Source organism: Bradyrhizobium sp. CCGB20 (genome assembly GCF_024199855.1).
Classification (GTDB): domain Bacteria; phylum Pseudomonadota; class Alphaproteobacteria; order Rhizobiales; family Xanthobacteraceae; genus Bradyrhizobium.
The window spans coordinates 5,750,701-5,776,612 of record NZ_JANADN010000001.1 but is presented as its reverse complement, the minus strand read 5'-3'; the positions used below and the strand labels follow the sequence as shown (position 1 = coordinate 5,776,612).

Here is a 25,912-nt window from a genome sequence, read left to right as displayed (position 1 = left end):
ATTTTCGAATTTGCGGCCGGAGGCGACCGGCACGCGAGGAGAAGACGATGAACCAAGAAATTATGAATCTCTTCAACCCGACGACGCCGGCTCAGGTCTTCGACCAGATCCGGATCTCGATCGCGTCTCCAGAGAAGATTCTGTCCTGGTCCTACGGCGAGATCAAGAAGCCGGAGACCATCAACTACCGTACCTTCAAGCCCGAGCGCGATGGCCTGTTCTGCGCCCGCATCTTCGGGCCGATCAAGGACTACGAGTGCTTGTGCGGCAAGTACAAGCGCATGAAGTACAAGGGCATCATCTGCGAGAAGTGCTCGGTCGAGGTCACGCTGTCGCGCGTCCGGCGCGAGCGCATGGGCCATATCGAGCTCGCAGCCCCCGTCGCCCACATCTGGTTCCTGAAGTCGCTGCCCTCGCGCATCGGCCTTCTGCTGGACATGACGCTGAAGGATCTCGAGCGGATCCTCTACTTCGAATATTACGTCGTGCTGGAGCCGGGTCTCACCGCGCTCAAGGACCGTCAGCTGCTGTCGGAAGACGAGTATCTGAAGGCGCAGGACGAGTACGGCCAGGATTCCTTCACCGCCATGATCGGCGCCGAAGCGATCCGCGAGCTGCTCAAGGGCATGGACCTCGAGAAGCTCGAGGCGACCTTGCGCCTCGAGATGCAGGAGACCGACTCCGACATCAAGCACAAGAAGCTCGCCAAGCGCCTGAAGATCGTGGAAGCGTTCCGCCACTCCGGCAACAAGCCGGAATGGATGATCATGACCGTGGTCCCGGTGATTCCGCCGGACCTGCGTCCGCTGGTGCCGCTGGACGGCGGCCGCTTCGCGACCTCGGACCTCAACGATCTCTACCGCCGCGTCATCAACCGCAACAACCGCTTGAAGCGGCTGATGGAGCTGCGCGCGCCCGACATCATCATCCGCAACGAGAAGCGCATGCTTCAGGAAGCGGTCGATGCGCTGTTCGACAACGGCCGCCGCGGCCGCGTCATCACGGGTGCCAACAAGCGCCCACTGAAGTCGCTCGCCGACATGCTCAAGGGCAAGCAGGGCCGCTTCCGTCAGAACCTGCTCGGCAAGCGCGTCGACTATTCGGGCCGTTCGGTGATCGTGGTCGGTCCCGAGCTGCGCCTGCATCAGTGCGGCCTGCCGAAGAAGATGGCGCTCGAGCTGTTCAAGCCGTTCATCTATTCGCGGCTTGACGCCAAGGGCCTGTCCACCACCGTGAAGCAGGCGAAGAAGCTGGTCGAGAAGGAGCGGCCCGAGGTCTGGGACATCCTGGACGAGGTGATCCGCGAGCATCCCGTGCTGCTCAACCGCGCGCCGACGCTGCATCGCCTCGGCATCCAGGCGTTCGAGCCCGTGCTGATCGAGGGCAAGGCGATCCAGCTTCACCCGCTGGTCTGCGCCGCGTTCAACGCCGACTTCGACGGCGACCAGATGGCCGTGCACGTTCCGCTGTCGCTCGAAGCGCAGCTCGAAGCGCGCGTCCTGATGATGTCGACCAACAACATCCTGCATCCGGCGAACGGCCAGCCGATCATCGTGCCGTCGCAGGACATCGTGCTCGGTCTCTACTACGTCTCGATCATGCGCGAAGGCCTGCCCGGCGAGGGCAAGATCTTCGGCGACATGGCCGAGCTCGAGCACGCGCTGCATGCGAGGGTCATCCACCTCCACACCAAGATCAAGTACCGGTGGCAGGGCATGGACGAGACCGGCAAGGTCTCGACGCGATGGATCGAGACCACCGCGGGCCGCGTCATGCTCGGCAATCTCCTGCCGAAGAACCCGCGGATTTCGTACGAGATCATCAACAAGCTGATGACCAAGCGCGAGATCTCCGGCGTCATCGACCAGGTCTACCGCCACTGCGGTCAGAAGGAGACGGTGATCTTCTGCGACCGCATCATGGCGCTCGGCTTCTACAACGCGTTCAAGGCGGGCATTTCGTTCGGCAAGGACGACATGGTCGTGCCGCACGGCAAGTGGAAGATCGTCGACACCACCCGTACGCTGGCGAAGGATTTCGAGCAGCAGTACAACGACGGTCTGATCACCCATGGCGAGAAGTACAACAAGGTCGTCGACGCCTGGTCGAAGGCCACGGAAGAAATCGCCAAGGCGATGATGAAGGAGATCTCCGCCACCAAGAAGACGGCGAGCGGAGCCGATGCCGACATCAACTCGATCTACATGATGGCTCACTCCGGTGCCCGCGGTTCGCCGGCCCAGATGCGCCAGCTCGCCGGCATGCGCGGCCTGATGGCCAAGCCGTCGGGTGAGATCATCGAGACGCCGATCATCTCGAACTTCAAGGAAGGCCTCTCGGTGCTCGAGTACTTCAACTCGACCCACGGCGCCCGCAAGGGCCTCGCGGACACCGCGTTGAAGACCGCGAACTCGGGCTACCTGACCCGTCGTCTCGTCGACGTCGCGCAGGACTGCATCATCACGCAGAACGACTGCGGCACCAAGCTCGGCATCAAGATGCGCGCCATCGTCGATGCCGGCACCGTGGTTGCCTCGCTCGGCTCGCGTATCCTGGGCCGCACGGCCTGCGAAGACGTGCGCGACAGCTCGGGCAAGGTGATCATCAAGCGCGGTACGCTGATGGAAGAAAGCCATCTGGATGCCATCCATCAGGGTGGCGTGCAGGAGGTGAAGATCCGCTCGGCTCTGACCTGCGAACTCGTCAACGGCATTTGCGGCATGTGCTACGGCCGCGACCTCGCCCGCGGCACGCCGGTCAACCACGGTGAAGCCGTCGGCGTCATCGCGGCGCAGTCGATCGGCGAGCCGGGCACCCAGCTCACCATGCGCACCTTCCACATCGGTGGTGCGGCGCAGCTCAACGAGCAGTCGTTCGTCGAATCCAACTTCGACGGCAAGATCGTGATCCGGAACAAGGCCATCGCCCGCAACAGCGAAGGTCACCTGGTCGCGATGGTGCGCAACATGGTGGTGGCAATCGTCGATGCCGACGGCACCGAGCGTGCGACGCACCGTATCCAGTACGGCTCGCGCCTGCACGTCGACGAGGGCGACAACGTCAAGCGCGGCCAGCGGATCGTCGAGTGGGATCCCTACACCCGTCCGCTCCTCACCGAAGTCGAAGGTACCATCGGCTTCGAGGATCTGGTCGAGGGACAGTCGATCTCGGAAACGCTCGACGAGGCCACCGGTATCGCCAAGCGCGTGGTCATCGACTGGCGCTCGACCCGCGGCGGCTCGGACCTGCGTCCGGCCATCGTGGTCAAGGGCAAGGACGGCAAGGTGCTCAAGCTCGCCCGTGGCGGCGATGCCCGCTACATGCTGTCGGTCGACGCCATTCTCTCGGTCGACGTCGGAGCAAAGGTCAACCCGGGCGACATCCTCGCCCGTGTCTCGACCGAAAGCGCCAAGACGCGTGACATCACCGGCGGTCTGCCGCGGGTGGCGGAACTGTTCGAGGCACGTCGTCCGAAGGATGCGGCGATCATCGCCGAAATCGCGGGCACCATCCGATTCGGGCGCGACTACAAGAACAAGCGTCGCATCTCGATCGAGCCGATGGACAAGACCGACGAGCCGCGCGAGTACCTGATCCCGAAGGGCAAGCATATCCACCTTCAGGACGGCGACGTCGTCGAAAAGGGCGACTTCATCGTGGAAGGCAACCCGGCACCGCACGACATCCTCGCGGTCAAGGGCATCGAGGAGCTCGCGGCCTATCTGGTCAATGAAATCCAGGAGGTCTACCGGCTCCAGGGCGTGCTCATCAACGACAAGCACATCGAGGTTATTGTCCGTCAGATGCTCCAGAAGGTGGAAGTCACCGACCAGGGCGACACGGACATGATCTCCGGCGAGCAGGTCGACAAGATCGAGTTCGACGCGCTCAACGAGAAGGCCAAGGAAGAGGGCAAGAAGATCGCCACGGGGACGCCGGTTCTGCTCGGCATCACCAAGGCGAGCCTCCAGACCCGCTCCTTCTTCTCGGCGGCCTCGTTCCAGGAGACCACCCGCGTCCTCACGGAAGCGGCGGTCAACGGCAAGGTCGATCCGCTGGAAGGCCTCAAGGAGAACGTCATCGTCGGCCGGCTGATCCCGGCGGGCACCGGCGCCTCCATGGCCAAGATCCGCGAAGTCGCGATGAAGCGCGACAAGCTGATCCTGGACGAGCGCGAGAAGCAGGCGGCCGTCGTGTCGCCCGCACCGGAAGCTGAGCTTCCCGCGCTGCCGCCTGCGGAATAATGGTTCATCCGTAAGAATACGAGGATAACGAAAAGGCCGGCGAAAGCCGGCCTTTTTGCTGCTTTGTTTGCCCTGTTGCGTTGCGGGATCAACCTTTGTTCATCTTTCCTTCAGCCGCAAAAGCGCTTCTGCTAAGGGAACTTAGACCGGTGGTCCCGTGACGGGGGCAGGGCCGGAGACCACGGAACTCACATGCTTGATCTCGCAATCGTAGGCGGCGGCCCCGGCGGGCTGATGAGCGCCTGGTACCTGAAGCGTAAGCTCGGTGATCTCTGCCGCGTCACCATCTATGAGGCCTCCGACCGGCTCGGCGGCAAGATCGTCACGCGCAAATTCGATTCCGCGCCGGCGATGTACGAGGCCGGCGTTGCGGAGATCTACGACTACTCGATGACGGGTCCCGATCCGCTGCGCGAGCTGATCCAGCATTTCGGACTTCAGACCATTCCGATGGACGCCGAGCAGGTCCAGTTCGGCGGCGAGCTCCTCAACGACGTGCCGGGCATGCGCCGCAAATACGGCGACAAGACCGCGGCGGCGATCGAGGCGTTCCGCAAGCGCTGTGCCGAGGCGATGTCGCCGATCGAATATTACGAGGGCGTCGGCGCGCACGACAACGAGAATCCCTGGGCCTACAAGACCGCCGAGCAGGTGCTCGACGAGGAGGTCGAGGACGAAACCGCAAAGCGTTTCTTCAAGGTGATGGCGCGCTCCGACATCGCGACCGAAAGCCACAACACCAACGGGCTCAACGCGCTCAAGAACTACCTGATGGATGTCGACGGCTATATCGGCCTCTATTCCATCCAGAACGGCAATGAGCAGCTGATCGAGTGCCTGCAGTCGGAGGTCAATGCCGACATCCAGCTCAACCATCGCGTGCTCACCGTCGGCAAGGCGCCGACCGGCCGCTACCAGCTGAAGATGATGAACGGCAAGGGGCCGGAGACGCGCGACTTCGACCTCGTGCTGGTCTGCCTGCCGCATTCCTGGCTCGCCACCGTCGGCTGGGAAGGCGAGCAGCTGCGCAAGTCGATGGTCAAGCACGTCTCGTATTTCGATCGTCCCGCGCACTATCTGCGCGTCTCGATCCTGTTCGACACGCCGTTCTGGGGCGAGAAGATTCCCGGCGCCTGGTTCATGTCGGAAGCCTTCGGCGGCTGCTGCGTCTACAACGAGGGCGCGCGCCACGACGTCGGCAAGCACGGCGTGCTGAACTGGCTGATCCCGGGCTCCGACGCGCTGGCCTTCGCCAATCTGTCGGACCAGGAGCTGATCGATGCCGCGCTGAAATCGCTGCCGGCCTCGCTCGGCGATGCGCGTTCGCATTTCGTGGAAGGCAAGATCCACCGCTGGCTGTCGTCGGTGAACGCGATCCCGGGCGGTTTGCCCGTGCGCGACGTCATGACCAACCACCGGCCGGAGCCGAAGGAGCATCCCGGCATCGTGGTGGTCGGCGACTATCTGTTCGACTCCACGCTGAACGGCCTGCTCGACTCCTCGGACGCTGCGACCGACATCATCCTGACCGAGATGATGCGCCTGCGCCGCGAACGTGCCCAGGACGAGGGCCAGCCGGTCTCGGACAAGATCGACCGCGACTATTTCGAGAACTATCGCGGCCTCGGTCCTTACAGCGAGGCGTGGCGGCATTTCACCGATCCCGATTATCTCAGCAAGCTGATCGGCATCGTCTGGGGTAAGGCCAAGGGCGCCAAGCTGCTGGTCGCGGGCTCCGCCAGCGGCGAGCTGGTCGGCGCGCTGCGCGATCGCGGCATCGATGCTTGGGGCATCGAGAACAACCGCGCCATCCACGCCAGGACGCCGAAGGCGCTGAAGAAATACAACAAGCTCGGCTCGATCACCGACATGCCGTTCAAGGACGGCGCCTTCGACTTCGTGTTCGAGACCAGCCTCTGCCATGTTTCCCCGAAGCAGGTGGTCCGCGCGATCCGCGAGCTCAACCGTGTGGTCAGGACCGGCCTCGTGTTCGGCTCGATCACCTCGGACATGGCTTCGGTGGTGATCGACCGCTACGACCTTTTGCGCGGCGTCAAGAAGCTCGGCACCTGGTGGGAATGGTCCGAGCTGTTCTTCGGCAACGGCTTCGACCTGTCGATGCATCGCAAGGACTGCGCGGATGCGCTCTGGGAGGCGACGCTTGCCGCCAACAAGGGCCCGGGCCAGTGGTACGCCGACGCGGATTCCTTGCGCTATTCCTTCTTCGACAAGGTCGAGGACGAGGACGACGACTAGAGGCCGGACCGGCCCGGCCTAGCCAATTGCTTTGCCGAATTCATCATGATCGCATAGAATCGGTGCGATAGCGGTTGCCGCTATGTCCTGCTTTCTCCGCGGTCATGCCGGCCGTCAGCATCGGTTGGTTTCATGGCGTCCAAGCCCCTCCCGCCCGACAAACAGAAGCTCGCCGTGGAAGAGGCGGCCGAGCTCGACGACAAGCTCGTCCCCGCCAAGCCGGACCTCGAAGACGACGAGGACGACGAAGACGAGGAGGATGACGAGCTGGAGCTCGACGACGACGATGAGGACGAGGACCTCGTCGTCTTTACCGCGCGCGAGGCCGCCGGCGCGCTCGCGACCATCCTCGGTTTCGTCAAGCCCTTCCTGTCCAACTACAAGCGGATGCTGTCATTCGTGGCGTTCGGCGTCTTCGTCGAGACGCTGTTCAACGTCATCATGCCGCTCAGCCTGAAGTACCTGATCGACGACGCGCTCGGCGAGGAGGATTTCCAGGCGCTCTACAAGATCCTCGGCGTGCTCGCGGTCGCCGGCATCTTCACCTCGATCGTCGCGGTCTGGTACGAGCGCTGGGACGCGCGGCTGGCCGCCTGCATCATCTCCGACGTCCGCAAGCGCCTGTTCGAGCATGTCCAGGACCTGCCGGCGGCCTATTTCGGCCGCACCAAGCGCGGTGAGATCCTGTCGCGCTTCTCCGTCGATCTTTCGGCCTTCGAGGGCTCGGTCAAGACCTTCGCGAACAGCGCAGCGCTGCCGTTCCTGGAACTGATCGCCGGTATCATCCTGATGGTGTTCCTGAACTGGCAGCTCGCCGCGGTCGCGCTGCTGGTGTTCCCGATCACGCTGATCGGCCCGCGCATCCTCACCCCGAAGGCGGTGCAGGCCAATTACGAGCAGAAGCAGAACGAGAGCGCGCTGCTCGGCATGGTGCAGGAGAACGTGGCGGCGCAGGCTGTGATCAAGGCGTTCAGCCTGCAACGCAAGATGTTCGGGTTCTTCAGATTCCGCAACGACGAGACGCGCAACAAGATCGCCTCGGCCGCGTTCCTGTCGACCATGGTGGAGCGGACGGTCACCATTTCGGTGCTGCTGCTGCACCTCGTCGTGCTCGCGATCGGCGCTTATCTCGCGACCAAGGGCCAGATCACCATCGGCACCTTCGTCACCTTCGAGAGCGCGTTCTGGGAGGTCTCCTACAACATCGCCCACGTGATGCACTTCATCCCGGTGTCGATCTCCTCGGCCGCCGCGATCCGCCACATGCAGGAGCTGCTGGACGAGCCGACGCGCGGCGCCGATCGTCCCGGCGCGCCCGATCTGCCGCGCATCACCAACGACATCACCTTCGACCACGTAACGTTCCAGTACGAAGGCAGCCAGACGCCGGTGCTGGACAATCTCAGCCTCAAGCTCAATGTCGGCAAGCGCATCGCCATCGTCGGCCCCTCGGGCTCCGGCAAGAGCACGCTGCTGAATCTGATCCTGCGGCTCTATGTACCCGACGAGGGGCGCGTCACCATCGACGGCGTCGACGTCCGCAAGGTGACGCTGGAGTCGCTGCGCCGGAGCATGGCGGTGGTGTTCCAGGAAAACATGCTCTTCAACATGTCGATCCGCGAGAACATCCGGCTCGGCAAGGAAGGCGCGACCGACGAGGAGGTGGAGGACGCCGCCAAGAAGGCCGAGATCCACCGCTACATCATGAGCCTGCCGCAGCGATACGACACGCCGGTCGGCGAGCGCGGCGACACCCTGTCGGGCGGCCAGCGCCAGCGCATCGCGATCGCGCGCGCCATCATCCGTAACCCGTCCGTGCTGCTGCTGGACGAAGCCACCTCGGCGCTCGACCAGACCACGGAAGCCGCGATCAACCGCACGCTGCTGAAGGTCGCGAAGGGGCGTACCATGATCTGGTCAACCCATCGCCTGACCTCGGTGGTCGAGATGGACGAGATCATCGTGATCTCAGGGGGCAGGGCGATCGAGCGCGGCTCGCATGCCGAGCTGCTCGCCAAGAACGGCACCTATCGCAAGCTCTGGAACGACCAGATCCACCAGCCGCACGGCGCTGTGGCTCAGGCCGATGACGACAGCGACGATGACGACGAGGACGACCTCGACGAGGATGAAGAGGACGAAGACGACGAGGAGGAATGACCGAGGAAGTTCGGCTCCAGATCGAAGGCTCCTCCCAGCGGCCGCAATAGCCCCTGAACCGACCAGGCAAAGAAGCGCGCCCAGCGCTGCGCCGCCCAGTAGGGGCTCGTCGCAATCGAGACTGAGCGGAAGTCGAACGCCTTCGCTGCCGACCATTCGTCGCAGGCCCGCTTGACCGGGTCGGCGTAGAACGCGGCGATCTTGGCCGCGTCCATCCCGTCGGAGGCGAGCCAATCGGGGATGTAGACGTTGCACAGCCGCTCGACGTCGGTGAAGACCTTGTCGCAGCCGGTGCCGGCGGCGGGGCAGGAGGTCGCGAAGGCGTCGCCCACCAGCACGAGGCCGGGCTGGCCGCCTGCGTCATTCACGTAGAGATCGACCGGGCGGATCTTGATCTCGCCGGGGATGTCGAAGGCGCCGGTGATGCGCTTGAGCCGGGGCAGGGCGGCATTCAGCGTCTCGCTAGGTGCGCGGCGCAGCTCGTGCAGCCAGGGATCGTCGAAGCTGCGATAGACGAAGAGATTGGCGCGCATCCGCGTGCCGACCGGAAACAGCGTGATGTAGGGGATGCGGTCGCTCGGTCGTTCCGAGAAATAGGTCAACGCCGGGAAGTCGAACGAGCTCCGCCCCGTCGGCACCACGTCGAACCCGATCGAGATCGAATGGCAGGCGCTGACGACTCTTCGCGCGATTCCCAGCTGGTGGCGCAGGCCGACATTCAGGCCGTTGGCGAGCACGACGAGTCGGGCCGAGATCGTCTCGTCGTTGGAGAGCGTGATCTTTTGCCGCTCCGGGCTGGTCTCGAGCGAGACCGCCTTGGCACAGATGCGCCCGACGCCGGCGGGGATTTCGTCGCGGATGGCGTTGACGAAGGAATCGTAGAGCATGTTGAACTGCCGGCTCGGCGCCTTGTCGAGCAAATGGCCGAAGCGGGCGATCCAGTTCTCGCCGGCAAAGGTCGCGCGGCGGAGCACCGATTCTCCGATTCCGGTCTTCAGGAATCGCTCGACCTGGACGTGGCCGCTGAGTTTTTCGACCCGAAAGTCCGCCGGATAGCTCTCATGCGGATCGATCAGCACCGTCGAAATGCCGGCGCGGCCGAGCATTGCGGCGGCGGCCGCCCCGGATAATCCTCCGCCGATAATGGCAATGTCGGTGTACCGCATGACGCAATTCTCTGCCGAAGGCGGCAGATTGACGCATCAACAGGAAAAAAAGCCTTAGCAGGAGTCATAAAAGTATATTTCGCCCGGGTATAATCGTCCCTGGGCTAGCGGAACCAAGGTCCCATCCCCATATCCGCGGGGCGCGGGGAGAGCGGGCAAACAGCGATTTTGACAGATGCCACAAGCGCTTTCTGACTGTCGTTTCGCCTTGACTTGACCGATTCTCACTTATAGAAAGCGCCTCACTTAACGACAGGCGGTGAGCATCGCCAGCGTCGGAACGGGCCACCCGTTTGATCCCATTGGGGTCACCAGGACGGGCACCAACCTCGACGAATGCCGCTCAAACGCTGTCGATCATAGCTAGGCAATGCCAGTGCGATTTTAGGTCTCTTGAGCCCGTTCTCTTGAGGTCGAATTCGGATGCATGACCTCGGTGCGCGGGCCGCGGCTTTACGCTGATCGGTCTCGATACTGCGGTCCTCTGTGGCGTCGAAGCGCTTTCCGCTCGTTGATGGAGTGGTTGGCGCAATTTCGCTTTGTGCGGATTGTTCCGTGCGAGGCACCCCGTCGGGCGGGTTGCTCGAAAGAATTTGCGGTTCCGGCAACGGGCCGCGGCAAGACAGCGGACCCGGAAGGGCCCGCGACAGAACAAAGGGTAAGGCCAGGATGCCGACGATCAACCAGCTGATCGCTCAACCGCGTGAAGTGCAGAAGTCGCGCAAGAAGGTGCCGGCGCTGCAGCAGTCGCCGCAGAAGCGTGGTGTTTGCACCCGCGTCTACACCACGACCCCGAAGAAGCCGAACTCGGCGCTTCGTAAGGTTGCCAAGGTGCGCCTGACCAACGGCTTCGAGGTGATCGGCTACATCCCGGGTGAGGGCCATAACCTTCAGGAACACTCGGTGGTCATGATCCGCGGCGGCCGCGTCAAGGACTTGCCCGGCGTGCGCTATCACATCCTCCGCGGCGTTCTGGATACCCAGGGCGTCAAGAACCGTAAGCAGCGTCGTTCGAAGTACGGCGCGAAGCGTCCGAAGTAAGCGGGAACCAGCTCAATGTCTCGTCGCCACTCAGCGGAAAAGCGCGAAGTCCTTCCCGATCCGAAGTTCGGGAACATCATCGTCACGAAGTTCATGAACTCGGTGATGTACGCCGGCAAGAAGTCGGTCGCCGAAGGTATCGTCTATGGTGCGTTCGGCATCATCGAAACCAAGACCAAGCAGAACCCGCTCGGCGTGTTCGAGCAGGCGCTCGAGAACGTCATGCCGACGATCGAAGTGCGCTCCCGCCGCGTCGGCGGCGCGACCTACCAGGTTCCGGTCGAAGTTCGTTCGACCCGCCGTCAGGCGCTGGGTATCCGCTGGCTGATCTCGGCCGCGCGCGAGCGCAACGAGAAGACGATGACCGAGCGGCTCTCGGCCGAATTGCTGGATGCCTCGAACAACCGCGGCAACGCCGTCAAGAAGCGTGAAGATGTGCACCGGATGGCCGAAGCCAACCGCGCCTTCTCGCACTATCGCTGGTAACGGCGACACACGGAATCTAAGGAACAGCCCATGCCTCGCGTTCATGCCATAGAGAACTACCGCAATTTCGGTATCATGGCGCATATCGATGCCGGCAAGACCACGACCACCGAGCGCATCCTCTATTACACCGGCAAGAGCCACAAGATCGGCGAAGTGCACGAAGGTGCCGCGACGATGGACTGGATGGAGCAGGAGCAGGAGCGTGGCATCACGATCACCTCGGCTGCGACCACCGCATTCTGGGCCGGCAAGCGCCTGAACATCATCGACACTCCCGGCCACGTCGACTTCACCATCGAAGTCGAGCGTTCGCTGCGCGTGCTCGACGGCGCCGTCTGCGTGCTCGACTCGAACCAGGGCGTCGAGCCCCAGACCGAGACCGTCTGGCGCCAGGGCGACAAGTACAAGGTTCCGCGCATCGTCTTCGCCAACAAGATGGACAAGACCGGCGCCGACTTCTTCAAGTGCCTGGCCGACATCGTCGACCGCCTTGGCGCCAAGCCGATCGCGATCCAGCTTCCGATCGGTGCCGAGAATAACTTCAAAGGTCTCGTCGACCTCGTGAAGATGCAGGGCATCATCTGGAACGATGAATCGCTCGGCGCGAAGTTCGACTATGTCGACATCCCGGAAGATCTGGTCGAGCAGGCCAAGGAATATCGCGAGAAGATGGTGGAAGCCGCCGTCGAGCTCGACGACGACGCCATGGCCGCCTATCTCGACGGCAAGGAGCCGGACGAAGAGACGCTGAAGCGGCTGATCCGCAAGGCGGTGCTGACCGGCGCGTTCTATCCCGTGCTGTGCGGCTCGGCCTTCAAGAATAAGGGCGTGCAGCCGCTGCTCGACGCCGTCGTCGACTATCTGCCGTCGCCGATCGACGTGCCCGCGATCAAGGGCACCGACGACCGTGGCAACGAGGTCGTGCGCAAGGCCGACGACAAGGAGCCGCTCGCGCTGCTCGCGTTCAAGATCATGGACGACCCGTTCGTCGGCACCATCACCTTCTGCCGCATCTACTCCGGCGTCCTGCAGAGCGGCACCGGCGTCGTGAACTCGACGCGCGAGAAGAAGGAGCGCATCGGGCGCATGCTGCTGATGCATGCGAACAACCGCGAAGACATCAAGGAAGCCTATGCCGGCGACATCGTCGCGCTGGCCGGCCTGAAGGAAGCGCGCACCGGTGACACGCTGTGCGATCCCGACAAGCAGGTGATCCTGGAGAAGATGGAATTCCCCGAGCCGGTCATCGAGATCGCGATCGAGCCGAAGTCCAAGGCCGACCAGGAAAAGCTGGGCGTGGCGCTGGCGAAGCTCGCCGCGGAGGATCCGTCCTTCCGCGTGTCGACCGACCAGGAGTCCGGCCAGACCATCCTCAAGGGCATGGGCGAACTCCATCTCGACATCAAGGTCGACATCCTCAAGCGTACCTACAAGGTCGACGCCAACATCGGCGCGCCGCAGGTTGCGTTCCGTGAGCGCGTCACCAAGAAGGCCGAGGTCAAGTACACCCACAAGAAGCAGACCGGCGGTACCGGTCAGTTCGCGGAAGTGTCGATCGTGGTCGAGCCGAACGAGCCCGGCAAGGGCTACGAGTTCGAGTCCAAGATCGTCGGCGGTGCGGTTCCGAAGGAATACATCCCCGGCGTCGAAAAGGGCCTCAACAGCGTGATGAGCTCTGGTGTCGTCGCGGGCTTCCCCGTGGTCGACGTCAAGGTTCAGCTCGTCGACGGCAAGTATCACGACGTCGACTCGTCGGCGCTCGCCTTCGAAATCGCATCGCGCGCGGCATTCCGCGAAGCGCTGCAGAAGGGCAAGTCCGTCCTGCTCGAGCCGATCATGAAGGTCGAAGTGGTGACCCCGGAAGACTACACCGGCTCGGTCATCGGCGACCTGAATTCCCGGCGCGGTCAGATCCAGGGTCAGGACATGCGCGGCAACGCCAACGTCATCAACGCGATGGTGCCGCTCATGAACATGTTCGGTTACGTGAACAACCTGCGCTCGATGAGCCAGGGTCGCGCGACCTTCACCATGCAGTTCGACCACTACGCAGAAGCGCCGGCCAACGTGTCGGCAGAAGTCCAGAAGAAGTTTGCCTGATTGTCGTCGGTTGAAAACTGACGATTGAACGGAGAGTCAAATGGCCAAAGCAAAGTTTGAACGTAACAAGCCGCACTGCAACATCGGCACCATCGGTCACGTCGACCATGGCAAGACGTCGCTGACCGCGGCGATCACCAAGGTTCTCGCCGAAGCCGGCGGTGCGACGTTCACCGCGTACGACCAGATCGACAAGGCGCCGGAGGAGAAGGCCCGCGGCATCACCATCTCGACCGCGCACGTCGAGTATGAGACGCCGAACCGCCACTACGCCCACGTCGACTGCCCCGGCCACGCCGACTACGTGAAGAACATGATCACCGGCGCCGCCCAGATGGACGGTGCGATCCTGGTCGTGTCGGCCGCTGATGGTCCGATGCCGCAGACCCGCGAGCACATCCTGCTCGCCCGCCAGGTCGGTGTGCCCGCGCTCGTCGTGTTCCTCAACAAGTGCGACATGGTCGACGATCCGGAGCTCCTCGAGCTCGTCGAGCTCGAAGTCCGCGAGCTGCTCTCGAAGTACGACTTCCCGGGCGACAAGATCCCGATCATCAAGGGTTCGGCGCTCGCCGCTCTCGAAGATTCTGACAAGAAGCTCGGCCACGAGGCCATCATCGAGCTGATGAAGAACGTCGACTCGTACATCCCGCAGCCGGAGCGTCCGGTCGACCAGCCGTTCCTGATGCCGGTTGAAGACGTGTTCTCGATCTCGGGCCGCGGCACCGTCGTCACCGGCCGTGTCGAGCGCGGCATCGTCAAGGTCGGCGAGGAAATCGAGATCGTCGGTCTGCGCGCCACGCAGAAGACCACGGTTACCGGCGTCGAAATGTTCCGCAAGCTGCTCGATCAGGGCCAGGCCGGCGACAACATCGGCGCGCTGCTCCGCGGCACCAAGCGCGAGGACGTCGAGCGCGGCCAGGTGCTGTGCAAGCCGGGTTCGGTCAAGCCGCACACGAAGTTCAAGGCTGAGGCCTACATCCTCACCAAGGAAGAGGGCGGTCGCCACACCCCGTTCTTCACCAACTACCGTCCGCAGTTCTACTTCCGCACCACCGACGTGACCGGTGTCGTGCATCTGCCGGAAGGCACCGAGATGGTGATGCCGGGCGACAACATCGCGATGGAAGTGCACCTGATCGTGCCGATCGCGATGGAAGAGAAGCTCCGCTTCGCGATCCGCGAAGGTGGCCGCACCGTCGGCGCCGGCGTCGTCGCCTCGATCATCGAGTAATTACGAGAATAGGGATCGGCGAGTAGCGAATGGTGACATTCGCTATTCGCTATTCGCCACCCACTGAAGAGAGACCACGGCAATGAACGGCCAAAACATTCGTATCCGTCTCAAGGCGTTCGACCATCGTATCCTCGATACGTCGACCCGCGAGATCGTGAACACGGCGAAGCGCACCGGCGCGCAGGTCCGCGGACCCATTCCGCTGCCCACCCGCATCGAGAAGTTCACCGTCAACCGTTCGCCCCACGTCGACAAGAAGAGCCGCGAGCAGTTCGAGATGCGCACTCACAAGCGCCTGCTCGACATCGTCGATCCGACCCCGCAGACCGTCGATGCTTTGATGAAGCTCGACCTGGCCGCCGGTGTCGACGTCGAGATCAAGCTCTAAGATTTTTGGATCCCGTTCGCGCAAGCGGACAGAAAGAACAGGAAGCAAGCCGATGCGCTCCGGAGTGATCGCACAAAAGGTCGGGATGACGCGGGTCTTTACGGAGGCCGGCGAACATATCCCCGTGACCGTGCTGAAGCTCGGCAATTGCCAGGTCGTAGGCCACCGCACCGAAGAGAAGAACGGTTACGTCGCGCTCCAGCTTGGTTCTGGCAGCCGCAAGACCGTTTACATGCCCAAGGCCGAACGCGGCCAGTTCGCGGTCGCCAAGGTCGAGCCGAAGCGCCGGGTCGAGGAATTCCGCGTCTCCGCGGATGCCATGATCCCCGTTGGCGCCGAGATCCTCGCCGATCACTTCGTCGTCGGCCAGTTCGTCGACGTCACCGGCACCTCGGTCGGTAAGGGCTTCGCCGGCGGCATGAAGCGCTGGAACTTCGGCGGTCTGCGCGCCACGCACGGTGTGTCGATCTCGCACCGCTCGATCGGTTCGACCGGCGGCCGTCAGGACCCCGGTAAGACCTGGAAGAACAAGAAGATGCCCGGCCACATGGGTGTCGATCGCATCACCACGCTCAACCTTCGAGTCGTTCAGCTCGATGTCGAGCGCGGCCTGATCCTCGTCGAAGGCGCCGTTCCCGGCTCCAAGGGCGGCTGGATCCGCGTGCGCGACGCCGTCAAGAAGCCGCTGCCGAAGGAAGCTCCGAAGCCCGGCAAGTTCAAGGTTGCTGGCGAAGCGGACGCCGCTCCGGCTGCGCAGGAGGCGTGAGATGGAATTGAAGGTCACGACCCTCGAAGGTAAGGAAGCCGGCTCGGTCCAGCTTTCCGACGCCATTTTCGGCCTCGAGCCGCGCCAGGACATCATTGCGCGTTGCGTGCAGTGGCAGCTCAACAAGCGTCAGGCCGGCACCCACAAGGCCAAGGGCCGCGCCGAGATCTGGCGCACCGGCAAGAAGATGTACAAGCAGAAGGGCACCGGCGGTGCTCGTCACGGCTCGGCCCGCGTGCCGCAGTTCCGCGGCGGTGGCCGTGCCTTCGGTCCGGTGGTGCGTTCGCACGCCACCGACCTGCCGAAGAAGGTCCGCGCGCTCGCTCTCAAGCATGCGCTGTCGGCCAAGGCCAAGGACGGCGATCTGCTGGTGATCGACAAGGCCGCGCTGGAAGCCGCCAAGACCAAGGCGCTGCTCGGTCACTTCTCGGGCCTCGGCTTGACCAATGCGCTGATCATCGACGGCGCCGAGCTCAACAACGGCTTTGCCGCTGCGGCCCGCAACATCCCGAACATGGACGTGCTGCCGATCCAGGGCATCAACGTCTATGACATCCTGCGCCGTCAGAAGCTCGTTCTGACCAAGGCCGCCATCGATGCGCTGGAGGCGCGCTTCAAATGACGAAGAACATCGAGCCTCGCCACTACGACGTGATCCTGTCGCCGGTCGTGACCGAAAAGGCGACGATCGCCTCGGAGCACAACAAGGTGCTGTTCAAGGTGGCTGCGAAGGCGACCAAGCCGCAGATCAAGGAAGCGATCGAGAAGCTGTTCGACGTCAAGGTCAAGAGCGTCAACACGCTGGTCCGCAAGGGCAAGACCAAGGTCTTCCGCGGCAATCTCGGCTCGCAGTCGAACTCCAAGCGCGCGATCGTGACTCTCGAAGAGGGTCACCGGATCGACGTGACCACCGGTCTGTAAGGTCGTACGACGATGGCACTGAAGACATTCAATCCCACGACGCCGGGCCAGCGCCAGCTGGTCATGGTCGATCGTTCGGCCCTCTACAAGGGCAAGCCGGTCAAGGCGCTCACCGAAGGCAAGCACTCCTCGGGCGGTCGCAACAACACCGGCCGCATCACCGTGCGCTTCCGCGGCGGCGGTCACAAGAAGACCCTGCGCACCGTCGACTTCAAGCGCGACAAGGTCGATGCTCCCGCGACGGTCGAGCGTCTGGAATACGATCCGAACCGCACCGCGTTCATCGCGCTGGTCAAGTATGAGGACGGCACCCAGGCCTATATCCTGGCGCCGCAGCGCTTGGCCGTCGGTGATTCCGTCGTTGCCGGCAATTATGTCGACGTGAAGCCGGGCAACGTCATGCCGCTCGGCAACATGCCGGTCGGCACGATCATCCACAACATCGAGGTCAAGATCGGGAAGGGCGGCCAGCTCGCCCGTTCCGCCGGCACCTACGCTCAGCTCGTCGGCCGCGACCAGGACTACGTGATCATCCGCCTGAACTCGGGCGAGCAGCGCCTGGTGCACGGCCGTTGCCGCGGCACGATCGGCGCGGTGTCGAACCCGGATCACATGAACACCTCGATCGGCAAGGCCGGCCGCAACCGTTGGCTGGGCCGCAAGCCGCACAACCGCGGTGTTTCGATGAACCCGATCGACCATCCGCACGGCGGTGGTGAAGGTCGTACCTCGGGCGGCCGCCACCCGGTCACCCCGTGGGGCAAGCCGACCAAGGGCAAGAAGACCCGCACCAACAAGTCGACCAACAAATTCATTCTCCTAAGCCGCCACAAGCGGAAGAAGTAAGGAACGCCGGACATGGTTCGTTCAGTCTGGAAAGGCCCGTTCGTCGAGGGTTCTCTGCTCAAGAAGGCAGATGCCGCGCGCGCGTCCGGCCGTCACGACGTCATCAAGATCTGGAGCCGTCGCTCGACGATCCTGCCGCAGTTCGTCGGCCTGACCTTCGGCGTCTACAACGGTCAGAAGCACGTGCCGGTGGCCGTCAACGAGGAAATGGTCGGTCACAAGTTCGGCGAGTTCTCGCCGACCCGGACCTTCCATGGCCACTCCGGCGACAAGAAAGCCAAGAAGGCTTGAGGATTAAACGATGAGCAAACCTAAGCGCGAACGGAGCCTCGCCGAGAACGAGGCCAAGGCGGTCGCCCGGATGCTGCGGGTGAGCCCGCAGAAGCTCAACCTGGTCGCCCAGCTCATTCGCGGCCGGAAGGCAGCTGCTGCGCTCGCCGATCTGCAGTTTTCGCGCAAGCGGATCGCGGTCGACGTGAAGAAGTGCCTGGAATCGGCTATCGCCAATGCCGAGAACAACCACGACCTCGACGTCGACGATCTCGTCGTGGCGCAGGCCTTCGTCGGCAACGGCCTCGTGATGAAGCGCTTTGCCGCCCGCGGCCGTGGCCGCTCGGGCCGTGTCTACAAACCATTTTCGCAGCTGACGATCATCGTTCGTCAGGTCGAAGCCGAAGCAGCGGCTTAAGGGACGCAGGAGAAAACGATGGGTCAAAAGATCAATCCGATCGGTCTGCGTCTCGGCATCAACCGGACCTGGGATTCCCGCTGGTTCGCCGGCAAGCAGGAATACGGCAAGCTGCTGCATGAGGACGTCAAGATCCGCGAGATCCTGCACAAGGAGCTCAAGCAGGCGGCCGTCGCCCGCATCGTGATCGAGCGTCCGCACAAGAAGTGCCGCGTCACCATCCACTCGGCTCGTCCGGGCGTGGTGATCGGCAAGAAGGGCGCCGACATCGACAAGCTGCGTAAGCGGGTCGCGGACATCACCTCGTCCGACGTCGTCATCAACATCGTCGAGATCCGCAAGCCGGAGCTCGATGCGACGCTGGTGGCCGAGTCGATCGCGCAGCAGCTGGAGCGCCGCGTGGCGTTCCGCCGTGCCATGAAGCGCGCCGTGCAGTCGGCGATGCGTCTCGGCGCGGAAGGCATCCGCATCAACTGCTCGGGTCGTCTGGGCGGTGCGGAAATCGCGCGCATGGAGTGGTACCGCGAAGGTCGCGTGCCGCTGCACACGCTGCGCGCGGACATCGATTACGGCGTTGCGACCGCGTTCACGACCTTCGGCACCTGCGGCGTCAAGGTCTGGATCTTCAAGGGCGAGATCCTCGAGCACGATCCGATGGCCCAGGACAAGAGAATGGCCGAAGGCGAGACGGGCGGCAGTGGTGATCGTGGTGGCCGTCAGCGCCGCGATACGGCTGCAGCCTAAAGCCGCACAGGAATTTGAGGGCTTAAAGCCATGATGCAACCTAAGAAAACGAAGTTCCGGAAGGCGCATAAGGGCCGCATCCACGGCGTTGCGTCTTCGGGCGCGACGTTGGCGTTCGGCCAGTTCGGCCTGAAGGCGACCGAGCCTGAGCGCGTTACCGCGCGCCAGATCGAAGCCGCTCGCCGCGCGCTGACCCGTCACATGAAGCGCGCCGGCCGTGTCTGGATCCGCGTGTTCCCCGACGTTCCGGTGTCGAAGAAGCCGGCCGAAGTCCGAATGGGCTCCGGCAAGGGTTCGCCGGAATTGTGGGTCGCGCGCGTCAAGCCGGGCCGGGTGCTGTTCGAGATCGACGGCGTCAACACCCAGACGGCGCGTGAAGCGCTGACCCTGGCGGCCGCCAAGCTGCCGATCAAGACGCGCTTCGTCGAGCGCATTGCGGAGTAATGGCCATGGCACAGATGAAGATCGAAGACATCCGCGCGATGAGCCCCGACCAGCAGGATGACGCCATCCTGAACCTGAAGAAGGAGCGCTTCAACCTGCGCTTCCAGCGCGCCACCGGGCAGCTCGAGAACACCTCGCGCCTGCGCGAGGCCCGCCGTGACATCGCCCGGATCAAGACCGTCGCCGCGCAGACGCGCGCGAAGAAGAAGTAAGAGGCTTACGAAGATGCCGAAACGTACTTTGCAGGGCGTGGTCGTCAGCGACAAGCAAGCCAAGACCATCGTGGTGCGCGTCGATCGCCGCTTCACGCACCCGATCTACAAGAAGACGATCCGCCGTTCGAAGAACTATCACGCGCACGACGAGAGCAACGAGTTCAAGCCGGGCGACATGGTGTGGATCGAGGAATCGAAGCCGATTTCGAAGTTGAAGCGCTGGGTCGTGATCCGGGGCGAGCACAAGAAAAGCGCCTGATCTGTTGGCTTTAGCCGACTGACTTCAGGGAAATGTTGAGCGCCGGCTGGGCTGGCGCAATTAGAAAGAGGACGAGGTGCATCAATGATTCAGATGCAGACCAACCTCGACGTGGCCGACAATTCTGGCGCACGCCGTGTCATGTGTATCAAGGTGCTCGGGGGCTCCAAGCGCCGCTACGCCACGATCGGCGACATCATCGTCGTCTCGATCAAGGAAGCGATTCCGCGTGGCAAGGTGAAGAAGGGCGACGTGATGAAGGCCGTCGTGGTGCGCGTCCGCAAGGACATCCGCCGCGCCGACGGTTCGGTCATCCGCTTCGACCGCAACGCCGCCGTCCTGATCAACAATCAGTCCGAGCCGGTCGGCACCCGTATCTTCGGGCCCGTGCCGCGCGAGCTGCGCGCCAAGAACCACATGAAGATCATCTCGCTCGCGCCGGAGGTGCTGTGATGGCTGCGAAGATCCGCAAGGGCGACAAGGTCGTCGTGCTGACCGGCCGCGACAAGGGCCGCACCGGCGAAGTGTTCGAAGTGCGTCCCGCCGCCGGCACGGCGCTCGTGCGCGGCATCAACATGGTCAAGCGTCACCAGAAGCAGACGCAGGCCCAGGAGGGCGGCATCATCTCGAAGGAGTCGCCGATCCAACTGTCCAACATCGCGTATGTCGGCAAGGACGGAAAGCCGACCCGCGTCGGATTCAAGATTCTGGCGGACGGCAAGAAGGTCCGCATCGCCAAGAGCTCGGGAGCTGAGATCGATGGCTGAGGCCGCTTACACGCCGCGCCTGCGCGCGGAATACGATGCGAAGATCCGCACGGCGATGACCGAGAAGTTCGGTTATGAGAACGTCATGCAGGTTCCGCGCCTGGACAAGGTCGTTCTGAACATGGGCGTTGGCGATTCCGTCAACGACCGCAAGAAGGCCGAGAACGCCGCTGCCGAGCTGACCCAGATCGCCGGCCAGAAGGCGATCGTGACCTACTCGCGTATCGCGATCGCGACCTTCAAGCTGCGTGAGAACCAGCCGATTGGCTGCAAGGTCACGCTGCGCAAGGCCCACATGTACGAGTTCATCGATCGCCTGGTGACGGTCGCGCTGCCGCGCGTCCGCGACTTCCGCGGCCTGAACCCGAAGAGCTTTGACGGCCGCGGCAACTACTCGCTCGGCATCAAGGAGCACATCATTTTCCCCGAGATCGACTTCGACAAGGTCACGGAAGCCCGCGGTATGGACATCACCGTCTGCACCACGGCCAAGACCGACGAAGAGGCGAGGGCCTTGTTGACCGCTTTCAATTTCCCGTTCCGGCAGTGAGACGCTGACCTAAAGCCTCTCAAACGCGGATACCCAGGAGCCAAGCATGGCAAAGAAGAGTTCAGTCGAGAAGAACAACCGGCGCAAGCGGATGGTGAAGAACGCCGCCCCGAAGCGCGAGCGGTTGAAGGCGATCATCGCCGACAAGACGCTGCCGATGGAGGAGCGGTTCGCCGCGACCCTGAAGCTGGCGGAAATGCCGCGCAATTCGTCGGCGACCCGCATCCGTCTGCGTTGCGAGCTGTCGGGCCGCCCGCGCTCGAACTACCGCAAGAACAAGCTGTCCCGTATCGCGCTGCGCGACCTTGGCTCCAAGGGCATGGTCCCGGGCCTCGTGAAGTCGAGCTGGTAAGGAGGGTCGTTTAGATGTCTACGCACGATCCAATCAGCGATCTGATCACCCGCATCCGCAACGCGCAGATGCGCTCGAAGACCAAGGTGTCCACGCCTGGTTCGAAGATGCGCGAGAACGTGTTGGAGGTCCTCAAGTCCGAGGGCTACATCCGCGGCTACGCCACGCTCGAGCACTCCTCGGGCCGCAGCGAGATCGAGATCGAGCTGAAGTATTTCGACGGCGAGCCCGTCATCCGCGAGATCGAACGTGTCTCCAAGCCCGGGCGCCGCGTTTACGCCTCGGTGAAGAACCTGCCGCGCGTCAACAACGGGCTCGGCATTTCGGTGTTGTCGACGCCGAAGGGGATCATGGCCGACCACAGCGCGCGCGACGCGAATGTGGGCGGTGAAGTCCTCTTCACGGTGTTCTGAGAAGGATTTTTGATCCATGTCACGTGTTGGCAAAAGGCCTGTGGCGGTTCCGTCGGGTGTTACCGCGACCGTCGATGGGCAGACCGTCAAGATGAAGGGGCCGAAGGGCCAGCTTCAGTTCGTCGTCCATGACGACGTCGAGGTGAAGCTCGAGAGCGGCCAGATCAAGGTCAAGCCGCGGCTCGAGACCAACCGCGCGCGGGCCCTGTACGGTACCGCTCGCGCCCAGGTCGCGAATCTGGTCGAAGGCGTCACCAAGGGCTTCGAGAAGAAGCTCGAAATCACCGGCGTCGGTTACCGCGCCGCGATGCAGGGCAAGAACCTGCAGCTCGCGCTCGGCTACAGCCACGACGTGGTCTACGCGATCCCGGAAGGGATCACGATCACGGTGCCGAAGCCGACCGAGATCACGGTGACCGGCAGCGACATCCAGCGCGTCGGCCAGGTCGCGGCCGAAATCCGCGCCTATCGCCCGCCGGAGCCCTACAAGGGCAAGGGCGTGAAGTATGTTGGCGAATTCATCTTCCGCAAGGAAGGCAAGAAGAAGTAACGGAGCCGGTCATGTCCAAAGCCAAGGTTACGAATGCCCGGCGCAAGCGGAGTGTGCGGCTGAAGCTGCGCCGCTCCGGTGGCGGCCGTCCGCGCCTGTCGGTGTTCCGCTCGTCCAAGCACATCTACGCCCAGGTCATCGACGACCTGAAGGGCGAGACGCTGGCCTCTGCCTCGTCGCTCGAGAAGTCGATGCGCGACGGCGGCAAGACCGGCGCCGACATCGATGCGGCGAAGGCGGTCGGCAAGCTGCTGGCCGAGCGCGCCGCCGAGAAGGGTGTCAAGGAAGTCGTGTTCGATCGCGGCAGCTACCTCTATCACGGGCGCGTCAAGGCTCTTGCCGACGCAGCGCGTGAGAGCGGGCTGAGCTTCTAACAGAATTTGAGGATTGAGGCGCAAGCCTCTGAAGGATTGGAAAAACCATGGCAGCTGAACGCGAACAACGTGGTGGACGCGATCAACGCGGCGGCGGACGTGAACGCAGGGAGCGCGAGGAGCGCGACAGCGAGTTCGTCGACAAGCTCGTCCACATCAACCGCGTGGCCAAGGTCGTCAAGGGCGGCAAGCGCTTCGGCTTCGCAGCGCTGGTCGTGATTGGCGATCAGAAGGGCCGCGCCGGCTTCGGTCACGGCAAGGCGCGCGAAGTGCCCGAGGCGATCCGCAAGGCAACCGAGTCCGCCAAGCGCAACCTGACCCGCGTCTCGCTGCGCGAAGGCCGCACGCTCCATCACGACATCGCCGGCCGTCACGGCGCGGGCCGTGTCTACCTGCGTGCAGCCCCGGCCGGTACCGGCATCATCGCCGGCGGCCCGATGCGCGCCGTGTTCGAGACGCTCGGCGTCCAGGACGTGGTGGCGAAGTCGATCGGCTCGTCGAACCCGTACAACATGGTTCGCGCCACCTTCGACGCGCTGAAGCATCAGGATTCGCCGCGCTCGGTCGCAGCCCGCCGCAACATCAAGGTGTCCACCCTCCAGTCCCGCCGTATCGGTGGTGACGCCGAGGCGGCTGCCGACTAACGGAAGCTTTTCGGAGTAGACTCCCATGGCCAAGGCCGCAAAGACGATCAAGCTCGAGCAGACCGGCAGCGCGATCCGCCGCCATCACTCGCAGCGTTCGACGCTGATCGGGCTCAAGCTCAACAAGATCGGCCGCACCAGCGAACTGCCGGACACCCCGGCAGTCCGCGGCATGATCGAGAAGGTTCACCATCTCGTCCGCATCGTCGACGAGAAGTAAGAAGCGGCGCACGATCCCGAAAAGCGGTCATCGGTTTTCGGTGAAGATCGCGCGCAAGATACAAGGAGAAGGGCGATGAAGCTCAGCGATATCGCCGACAACGCCGGCTCGCGCAAGAAGCGTATGCGCGTCGGCCGCGGCATCGGTTCGGGTAAGGGCAAGCAGTCCGGCCGCGGCGGCAAGGGCCAGACCGCGCGTTCGGGCGTGCGCATCAAGGGTTTCGAAGGCGGCCAGATGCCGATGCATCGCCGTCTGCCCAAGCGCGGCTTCAACAACATCTTCCGCGTCGAGTTCGCCGAGATCAATCTCGACCGGCTCCAGGAAGCGGTCGATGCCAAGAAGATCGACGCCGGCAGCGTCGTGAACGTCGAGGCCCTGGTGAAGGGCGGCGTGCTGCGCCGCGCCAAGGCCGGCCTGCGGCTGCTCGGCCGCGGCGAGCTCAAGTCGAAGCTCAACATCGAAGTGCATGGCGCCACCAAGACCGCGATTGCCGCGGTCGAGAAGGCCGGCGGCTCGGTGAAGATCCTCGCCCCCGCCAAGGAAGAAGGCGAGGCGGCGTAACAACTGCGTCATTGGCCCGCGGCTCGCGGGCCTTTACGCATGCGGGACGTGGACTTATCGAAGCCGAGCCCCAGATAATGTCCGGCGTCCGCTAGAGTAGCCCGGCCGCGGGCATAACGGCGCAAAAGGCGGCGGGAGAAAGTCCAAGATGGCCTCTGCAGCGGAACAACTGGCAGCCAATCTCAATTTCGGTGCGTTTGCCAAGGCTGACGAACTGAAGAAGCGCATCTGGTTCACCCTGGGTGCGCTGCTCGTTTATCGGCTCGGGACCTACATCCCGCTGCCCGGCATCGATCCCAACATCTGGGAGCAGGTGTTCCGTTCCCAGGCGGGCGGCATTCTCGGCATGTTCAACATGTTCGCCGGCGGCGGCATCCACCGCATGGCTATCTTCGCGCTGAACATCATGCCGTATATCTCGGCCTCGATCATCATCCAGCTCCTCACCACCGTCTCGCCGCAGCTCGAGGCGCTGAAGAAGGAAGGTGAGTCCGGCCGCAAGCTGCTGAACCAGTACACCCGCTATCTCACGGTGATCCTGGCCGCGTTCCAGTCCTACGGCATCGCGGTGGGCCTCGAAGGCGCCGGCAACGTCGTCAGCGACCCCGGCATGTTCTTCCGCCTGTCCACGGCGATCACGCTGACCGGCGGCACCATGTTCCTGATGTGGCTGGGTGAGCAGATCACCTCGCGCGGCATCGGCAACGGCATCTCGCTGATCATTCTCGCCGGCATCGTCGCCGAGCTGCCCGCGGCGCTCGCCAACATGCTCGAGCTCGGCCGTCAGGGCGCGATGTCGACCGGCCTGATCCTGGTCGTCATCATCATGGCGGTCGCCGTGATCGCCTTCATCGTGTTCATGGAACGCGCCCAGCGCCGGCTGCTGATCCAGTATCCGAAGCGCCAGGTCGGCAACAAGATGTTCGAGGGCCAGTCCTCGCATCTGCCGCTCAAGCTCAACACCTCCGGCGTGATCCCGCCGATCTTCGCGTCCTCGCTGCTGCTGCTGCCGACCACGGTTGCGAACTTCAACGCGGGCAGCGGACCGGAATGGTTCCAGTGGATCACGACCCAGCTCGGCCACGGCCGTCCGCTGTTCCTGATCATGTATCTCGCGCTGATCGTGTTCTTCGCGTTCTTCTACACCGCGATCGTGTTCAACCCGACCGAGACCGCGGACAATCTGAAGAAGCACGGCGGCTTCATCCCCGGCATCCGTCCGGGCGAGCGCACCGCCGAATATATCGACTACGTGCTGTCGCGCATCACCGTGCTCGGTGCGATCTATCTGGCGATCGTCTGCTTGATCCCGGAAATCCTGATCTCCTATGCCTCGGTGCCGTTCTACTTCGGCGGCACCTCGCTGCTGATCGTCGTCAGCGTCACCATGGACACGGTGGCGCAGGTGCAGGGCTATCTGCTGGCCCATCAGTATGAGGGCCTGATCCGGAAGTCGAAGCTGCGCGGTCGCCGTAGATGAGCAGTGAGCTTGCGCGCCGAATCGCTTTCACGATTGGCGC

Annotated in this window: 30 protein-coding genes; 29 read left to right on the top strand and 1 reads right to left on the bottom strand. The window is 63.4% G+C overall.

Annotated features, from left to right (window positions below; translation table 11 throughout):
- The first annotated feature begins 47 nt into the window (after window positions 1–47).
- The 3 genes from rpoC to NLM15_RS27065 all read left to right on the top strand — a co-directional run bounded on the left by rpoC (window position 48) and on the right by NLM15_RS27065 (window position 8,660).
- Window positions 48–4,244, top strand: coding sequence for a DNA-directed RNA polymerase subunit beta' (gene rpoC / locus NLM15_RS27075; RefSeq protein ID WP_254120472.1), 4,197 nt, complete (start codon window positions 48–50; stop codon window positions 4,242–4,244).
- Window positions 4,245–4,436: 192 nt separating this feature from the next.
- Complete coding sequence (locus NLM15_RS27070; RefSeq protein WP_254120470.1) at window positions 4,437–6,500, top strand: FAD-dependent oxidoreductase; 2,064 nt, start codon at window positions 4,437–4,439, stop codon at window positions 6,498–6,500.
- Between the two features lie 132 nt (window positions 6,501–6,632).
- Window positions 6,633–8,660 (top strand): ABC transporter ATP-binding protein, encoded by a 2,028-nt coding sequence (locus tag NLM15_RS27065; RefSeq protein ID WP_254120468.1) that lies wholly within the window; start codon window positions 6,633–6,635, stop codon window positions 8,658–8,660.
- On the opposite strand, the gene NLM15_RS27060 is transcribed toward NLM15_RS27065, so the two are convergent.
- Window positions 8,579–9,826, bottom strand: coding sequence for an FAD-dependent monooxygenase (locus NLM15_RS27060; RefSeq protein ID WP_254120466.1), 1,248 nt, complete (start codon window positions 9,824–9,826; stop codon window positions 8,579–8,581). The two genes, NLM15_RS27065 and NLM15_RS27060, sit on opposite strands and share 82 nt — an antisense overlap.
- Window positions 9,827–10,495: 669 nt before the next feature.
- Between NLM15_RS27060 and rpsL the strand changes: the two genes are divergently transcribed.
- The 26 genes from rpsL (at window position 10,496) to secY (ending at window position 25,872) form a co-directional block, all read left to right on the top strand.
- Window positions 10,496–10,867, top strand: a complete 372-nt coding sequence (gene rpsL, locus NLM15_RS27055; protein WP_007603006.1) for a 30S ribosomal protein S12 — start codon at window positions 10,496–10,498, stop codon at window positions 10,865–10,867.
- Window positions 10,868–10,882: 15 nt separating this feature from the next.
- The gene (gene rpsG, locus NLM15_RS27050) at window positions 10,883–11,353 is read left to right on the top strand and encodes a 30S ribosomal protein S7 (protein WP_027520967.1); all 471 of its coding nucleotides are present in this window, start codon (window positions 10,883–10,885) and stop codon (window positions 11,351–11,353) included.
- A gap of 30 nt (window positions 11,354–11,383) precedes the next feature.
- Window positions 11,384–13,456 carry an elongation factor G gene (gene fusA / locus NLM15_RS27045; RefSeq protein WP_018322261.1) on the top strand — a complete coding sequence of 691 codons (2,073 nt, stop codon included), beginning with the start codon at window positions 11,384–11,386 and terminating at the stop codon, window positions 13,454–13,456.
- 40 nt (window positions 13,457–13,496) lie between these two features.
- Window positions 13,497–14,687, top strand: a complete 1,191-nt coding sequence (gene tuf / locus NLM15_RS27040) for an elongation factor Tu (RefSeq protein ID WP_254120464.1) — start codon at window positions 13,497–13,499, stop codon at window positions 14,685–14,687.
- A gap of 82 nt (window positions 14,688–14,769) precedes the next feature.
- Window positions 14,770–15,078 carry a 30S ribosomal protein S10 gene (gene rpsJ / locus NLM15_RS27035; RefSeq protein WP_002712302.1) on the top strand — a complete coding sequence of 103 codons (309 nt, stop codon included), beginning with the start codon at window positions 14,770–14,772 and terminating at the stop codon, window positions 15,076–15,078.
- Between the two features lie 52 nt (window positions 15,079–15,130).
- Entirely contained in the window at window positions 15,131–15,844 is a 714-nt protein-coding gene (gene rplC, locus NLM15_RS27030; RefSeq protein ID WP_254120463.1) for a 50S ribosomal protein L3, read from the top strand.
- A gap of 1 nt (window position 15,845) precedes the next feature.
- Window positions 15,846–16,466, top strand: a complete 621-nt coding sequence (gene rplD, locus NLM15_RS27025) for a 50S ribosomal protein L4 (protein ID WP_011088150.1) — start codon at window positions 15,846–15,848, stop codon at window positions 16,464–16,466.
- The gene (locus NLM15_RS27020) at window positions 16,463–16,765 is read left to right on the top strand and encodes a 50S ribosomal protein L23 (RefSeq protein ID WP_008136362.1); all 303 of its coding nucleotides are present in this window, start codon (window positions 16,463–16,465) and stop codon (window positions 16,763–16,765) included. The genes rplD and NLM15_RS27020 overlap by 4 nt, the downstream gene beginning before the upstream one ends.
- A gap of 12 nt (window positions 16,766–16,777) precedes the next feature.
- A complete protein-coding gene (gene rplB / locus NLM15_RS27015) occupies window positions 16,778–17,611 on the top strand; it encodes a 50S ribosomal protein L2 (RefSeq protein ID WP_130212056.1) in 834 nt (277 codons plus the stop codon).
- A 12-nt stretch (window positions 17,612–17,623) separates the two neighbouring features.
- Window positions 17,624–17,902 (top strand): 30S ribosomal protein S19, encoded by a 279-nt coding sequence (rpsS, locus tag NLM15_RS27010; protein ID WP_008136357.1) that lies wholly within the window; start codon window positions 17,624–17,626, stop codon window positions 17,900–17,902.
- A gap of 10 nt (window positions 17,903–17,912) precedes the next feature.
- Window positions 17,913–18,299 (top strand): 50S ribosomal protein L22, encoded by a 387-nt coding sequence (gene rplV / locus NLM15_RS27005; RefSeq protein WP_008136353.1) that lies wholly within the window; start codon window positions 17,913–17,915, stop codon window positions 18,297–18,299.
- Between the two features lie 18 nt (window positions 18,300–18,317).
- Complete coding sequence (gene rpsC, locus NLM15_RS27000) at window positions 18,318–19,043, top strand: 30S ribosomal protein S3 (protein WP_018647246.1); 726 nt, start codon at window positions 18,318–18,320, stop codon at window positions 19,041–19,043.
- Window positions 19,044–19,073: 30 nt separating this feature from the next.
- Window positions 19,074–19,487, top strand: a complete 414-nt coding sequence (gene rplP, locus NLM15_RS26995) for a 50S ribosomal protein L16 (protein WP_008136349.1) — start codon at window positions 19,074–19,076, stop codon at window positions 19,485–19,487.
- A 5-nt stretch (window positions 19,488–19,492) separates the two neighbouring features.
- Window positions 19,493–19,699: a 50S ribosomal protein L29 gene (gene rpmC / locus NLM15_RS26990; RefSeq protein ID WP_011088144.1), complete on the top strand. Its 207-nt coding sequence runs from the start codon at window positions 19,493–19,495 to the stop codon at window positions 19,697–19,699.
- 13 nt (window positions 19,700–19,712) lie between these two features.
- Window positions 19,713–19,961 carry a 30S ribosomal protein S17 gene (rpsQ, locus tag NLM15_RS26985; protein WP_007603028.1) on the top strand — a complete coding sequence of 83 codons (249 nt, stop codon included), beginning with the start codon at window positions 19,713–19,715 and terminating at the stop codon, window positions 19,959–19,961.
- An 84-nt stretch (window positions 19,962–20,045) separates the two neighbouring features.
- Window positions 20,046–20,414 carry a 50S ribosomal protein L14 gene (gene rplN / locus NLM15_RS26980; protein ID WP_007603030.1) on the top strand — a complete coding sequence of 123 codons (369 nt, stop codon included), beginning with the start codon at window positions 20,046–20,048 and terminating at the stop codon, window positions 20,412–20,414.
- A complete protein-coding gene (gene rplX, locus NLM15_RS26975; RefSeq protein ID WP_014494502.1) occupies window positions 20,414–20,728 on the top strand; it encodes a 50S ribosomal protein L24 in 315 nt (104 codons plus the stop codon). The genes rplN and rplX overlap by 1 nt, the downstream gene beginning before the upstream one ends.
- Window positions 20,721–21,278: a 50S ribosomal protein L5 gene (rplE, locus tag NLM15_RS26970; protein WP_254120461.1), complete on the top strand. Its 558-nt coding sequence runs from the start codon at window positions 20,721–20,723 to the stop codon at window positions 21,276–21,278. Before rplX ends, rplE begins: the two co-directional genes overlap by 8 nt.
- A gap of 46 nt (window positions 21,279–21,324) precedes the next feature.
- The gene (rpsN, locus tag NLM15_RS26965; RefSeq protein ID WP_057745473.1) at window positions 21,325–21,630 is read left to right on the top strand and encodes a 30S ribosomal protein S14; all 306 of its coding nucleotides are present in this window, start codon (window positions 21,325–21,327) and stop codon (window positions 21,628–21,630) included.
- A gap of 14 nt (window positions 21,631–21,644) precedes the next feature.
- The gene (gene rpsH / locus NLM15_RS26960; protein WP_018322269.1) at window positions 21,645–22,043 is read left to right on the top strand and encodes a 30S ribosomal protein S8; all 399 of its coding nucleotides are present in this window, start codon (window positions 21,645–21,647) and stop codon (window positions 22,041–22,043) included.
- 16 nt (window positions 22,044–22,059) lie between these two features.
- Window positions 22,060–22,593 (top strand): 50S ribosomal protein L6, encoded by a 534-nt coding sequence (rplF, locus tag NLM15_RS26955; RefSeq protein WP_254120459.1) that lies wholly within the window; start codon window positions 22,060–22,062, stop codon window positions 22,591–22,593.
- Window positions 22,594–22,604: 11 nt separating this feature from the next.
- Complete coding sequence (gene rplR, locus NLM15_RS26950) at window positions 22,605–22,967, top strand: 50S ribosomal protein L18 (RefSeq protein ID WP_007603036.1); 363 nt, start codon at window positions 22,605–22,607, stop codon at window positions 22,965–22,967.
- A 47-nt stretch (window positions 22,968–23,014) separates the two neighbouring features.
- Window positions 23,015–23,611: a 30S ribosomal protein S5 gene (gene rpsE, locus NLM15_RS26945; RefSeq protein ID WP_014494507.1), complete on the top strand. Its 597-nt coding sequence runs from the start codon at window positions 23,015–23,017 to the stop codon at window positions 23,609–23,611.
- 25 nt (window positions 23,612–23,636) lie between these two features.
- The gene (gene rpmD / locus NLM15_RS26940) at window positions 23,637–23,831 is read left to right on the top strand and encodes a 50S ribosomal protein L30 (RefSeq protein ID WP_011088137.1); all 195 of its coding nucleotides are present in this window, start codon (window positions 23,637–23,639) and stop codon (window positions 23,829–23,831) included.
- Between the two features lie 75 nt (window positions 23,832–23,906).
- The gene (rplO, locus tag NLM15_RS26935; RefSeq protein ID WP_018322273.1) at window positions 23,907–24,392 is read left to right on the top strand and encodes a 50S ribosomal protein L15; all 486 of its coding nucleotides are present in this window, start codon (window positions 23,907–23,909) and stop codon (window positions 24,390–24,392) included.
- A 148-nt stretch (window positions 24,393–24,540) separates the two neighbouring features.
- Window positions 24,541–25,872 carry a preprotein translocase subunit SecY gene (gene secY / locus NLM15_RS26930; protein WP_028152980.1) on the top strand — a complete coding sequence of 444 codons (1,332 nt, stop codon included), beginning with the start codon at window positions 24,541–24,543 and terminating at the stop codon, window positions 25,870–25,872.
- The last annotated feature ends 40 nt before the right edge of the window (window positions 25,873–25,912 follow it).

Excerpts from the sequence above, each read along its gene's own strand:
- rpsS (WP_008136357.1), top strand. The coding sequence starts at position 17,624 with ATGGTTCGTTCAGTCTGGAAAGGCCCGTTCGTCGAGGGTTCTCTGCTC.
- rplC (WP_254120463.1), top strand. The coding sequence starts at position 15,131 with ATGCGCTCCGGAGTGATCGCACAAAAGGTCGGGATGACGCGGGTCTTT.
- NLM15_RS27060 (WP_254120466.1), bottom strand. The coding sequence starts at position 9,826 with ATGCGGTACACCGACATTGCCATTATCGGCGGAGGATTATCCGGGGCG.
- rplX (WP_014494502.1), top strand. The coding sequence starts at position 20,414 with ATGGCTGCGAAGATCCGCAAGGGCGACAAGGTCGTCGTGCTGACCGGC.
- rplB (WP_130212056.1), top strand. The coding sequence starts at position 16,778 with ATGGCACTGAAGACATTCAATCCCACGACGCCGGGCCAGCGCCAGCTG.
- rpmD (WP_011088137.1), top strand. The coding sequence starts at position 23,637 with ATGGCCAAGGCCGCAAAGACGATCAAGCTCGAGCAGACCGGCAGCGCG.
- rplN (WP_007603030.1), top strand. The coding sequence starts at position 20,046 with ATGATTCAGATGCAGACCAACCTCGACGTGGCCGACAATTCTGGCGCA.
- rplD (WP_011088150.1), top strand. The coding sequence starts at position 15,846 with ATGGAATTGAAGGTCACGACCCTCGAAGGTAAGGAAGCCGGCTCGGTC.
- rplO (WP_018322273.1), top strand. The coding sequence starts at position 23,907 with ATGAAGCTCAGCGATATCGCCGACAACGCCGGCTCGCGCAAGAAGCGT.
- NLM15_RS27065 (WP_254120468.1), top strand. The coding sequence starts at position 6,633 with ATGGCGTCCAAGCCCCTCCCGCCCGACAAACAGAAGCTCGCCGTGGAA.
- rplV (WP_008136353.1), top strand. The coding sequence starts at position 17,913 with ATGAGCAAACCTAAGCGCGAACGGAGCCTCGCCGAGAACGAGGCCAAG.
- rplP (WP_008136349.1), top strand. The coding sequence starts at position 19,074 with ATGATGCAACCTAAGAAAACGAAGTTCCGGAAGGCGCATAAGGGCCGC.
- fusA (WP_018322261.1), top strand. The coding sequence starts at position 11,384 with ATGCCTCGCGTTCATGCCATAGAGAACTACCGCAATTTCGGTATCATG.
- rpsH (WP_018322269.1), top strand. The coding sequence starts at position 21,645 with ATGTCTACGCACGATCCAATCAGCGATCTGATCACCCGCATCCGCAAC.
- rpsC (WP_018647246.1), top strand. The coding sequence starts at position 18,318 with ATGGGTCAAAAGATCAATCCGATCGGTCTGCGTCTCGGCATCAACCGG.
- rpsN (WP_057745473.1), top strand. The coding sequence starts at position 21,325 with ATGGCAAAGAAGAGTTCAGTCGAGAAGAACAACCGGCGCAAGCGGATG.
- rplR (WP_007603036.1), top strand. The coding sequence starts at position 22,605 with ATGTCCAAAGCCAAGGTTACGAATGCCCGGCGCAAGCGGAGTGTGCGG.
- rpsG (WP_027520967.1), top strand. The coding sequence starts at position 10,883 with ATGTCTCGTCGCCACTCAGCGGAAAAGCGCGAAGTCCTTCCCGATCCG.
- rpsJ (WP_002712302.1), top strand. The coding sequence starts at position 14,770 with ATGAACGGCCAAAACATTCGTATCCGTCTCAAGGCGTTCGACCATCGT.
- rpmC (WP_011088144.1), top strand. The coding sequence starts at position 19,493 with ATGGCACAGATGAAGATCGAAGACATCCGCGCGATGAGCCCCGACCAG.
- tuf (WP_254120464.1), top strand. The coding sequence starts at position 13,497 with ATGGCCAAAGCAAAGTTTGAACGTAACAAGCCGCACTGCAACATCGGC.
- rpsL (WP_007603006.1), top strand. The coding sequence starts at position 10,496 with ATGCCGACGATCAACCAGCTGATCGCTCAACCGCGTGAAGTGCAGAAG.
- rpsE (WP_014494507.1), top strand. The coding sequence starts at position 23,015 with ATGGCAGCTGAACGCGAACAACGTGGTGGACGCGATCAACGCGGCGGC.
- secY (WP_028152980.1), top strand. The coding sequence starts at position 24,541 with ATGGCCTCTGCAGCGGAACAACTGGCAGCCAATCTCAATTTCGGTGCG.
- rpoC (WP_254120472.1), top strand. The coding sequence starts at position 48 with ATGAACCAAGAAATTATGAATCTCTTCAACCCGACGACGCCGGCTCAG.
- rplE (WP_254120461.1), top strand. The coding sequence starts at position 20,721 with ATGGCTGAGGCCGCTTACACGCCGCGCCTGCGCGCGGAATACGATGCG.
- NLM15_RS27020 (WP_008136362.1), top strand. The coding sequence starts at position 16,463 with ATGACGAAGAACATCGAGCCTCGCCACTACGACGTGATCCTGTCGCCG.
- rplF (WP_254120459.1), top strand. The coding sequence starts at position 22,060 with ATGTCACGTGTTGGCAAAAGGCCTGTGGCGGTTCCGTCGGGTGTTACC.
- rpsQ (WP_007603028.1), top strand. The coding sequence starts at position 19,713 with ATGCCGAAACGTACTTTGCAGGGCGTGGTCGTCAGCGACAAGCAAGCC.
- NLM15_RS27070 (WP_254120470.1), top strand. The coding sequence starts at position 4,437 with ATGCTTGATCTCGCAATCGTAGGCGGCGGCCCCGGCGGGCTGATGAGC.